Here is a 1059-nt window from a genome sequence, read left to right as displayed (position 1 = left end):
CCAAAAAAGCTAATCATAAAGAAGTTTAAGAAGAAAAAACAACTTCAAAATGTCCTTCAAGCGTTTTAACTTCTTTCGGATTAACAATAATCTTTATATCGTTTCCCAATTTTGCCAAACACTCAAGCATTTTCATTTCACTAATTCCTCGAAATTCTCCACTTAAGAGTTTAGACAGTTTTGGTTGAGTCATTTTCAAAAGTTGACTAGCCTGTTTTTGTGTTAAGTTCTTTTCTTTCAGAATTTGACTAATCTTATGAGCAAGTTGCGCTTTGATAAGCATCTCTCTGGAATCTGAAAAGCCAAGATCCGCATAAACATTGGAACTACCGTGAAAAACATTGATCATTTTAATTCCCTTCTAATTGTTCTACTAACTTGAGACGTTCTTTAATCAGATTAATGTCTGGTTTTGGTGTTGCAATGCCACGGGTCGATTTTTTCTGAAAACAATGCAACACATAAAGAGATTTTTTATATTGTATCGTATAAACAGCGCGATAAGTTCCTTGAATATCGCGTTCAATAATTTCTAGAACATTGGCAGATCCAAACCCCTTGAGAACCTTAACATTTTCTCCTCTATCTCCTATCTGAGCAAGATAAAGAGCATAACCAATCCTTTGTTGAATAAGATCAGGAAGACTTTTTATATCTTTGAGTGAAGAACCAAGCCATATGATACGTTTTATTTTACTCATGATTATTAATATACCCATATGGGTATATTTTCAAGTGGTTATTCTAATTTTGTGATTTTTTAATAACTATTATTAATAAAATTGACTTGATAAAAATGGTAACAAAAAACCATAATTGTTTATTTATCTTATGAAAAGCTGCTTTGTAAAAACCAACGCTTCCAAATGTAAAAAGAACGTTTTTACAAGACATTCACTTAATATGCATTTGCTTTTGATTGGATTGATAAAGCTACCGAGCATTTTGATTTGTTTGATACGTTTAATAGCCATAACAAGCGTTATAGGCTCTCTCATTCAAATGAGTGATTAAAGATCATACGCACATTTACATTCCTTTTGATAAGTTTTCATATCT

At 31.4% G+C, this 1059-nt stretch carries 2 protein-coding genes; both read right to left on the bottom strand.

The window, feature by feature from the left end:
* Nucleotides 1-25: 25 nt before the first annotated feature.
* Nucleotides 26-349, bottom strand: coding sequence for a helix-turn-helix domain-containing protein (locus ACFINO_RS09910; protein WP_015856199.1), 324 nt, complete (start codon nucleotides 347-349; stop codon nucleotides 26-28).
* Between the two features lies 1 nt (nucleotide 350).
* Nucleotides 351-701 carry a type II toxin-antitoxin system RelE/ParE family toxin gene (locus ACFINO_RS09905; RefSeq protein ID WP_273783835.1) on the bottom strand — a complete coding sequence of 117 codons (351 nt, stop codon included), beginning with the start codon at nucleotides 699-701 and terminating at the stop codon, nucleotides 351-353.
* Between the last annotated feature and the right edge of the window lie 358 nt (nucleotides 702-1059).

The sequence above is a fragment of the Bartonella sp. AA83SXKL genome, assembly GCF_042196965.1.
In the GTDB taxonomy this organism is placed as follows: domain Bacteria; phylum Pseudomonadota; class Alphaproteobacteria; order Rhizobiales; family Rhizobiaceae; genus Bartonella.
The sequence above is the reverse complement of the archived record's forward strand: the minus strand, read 5'-3'. Positions and strand labels throughout refer to the sequence as shown.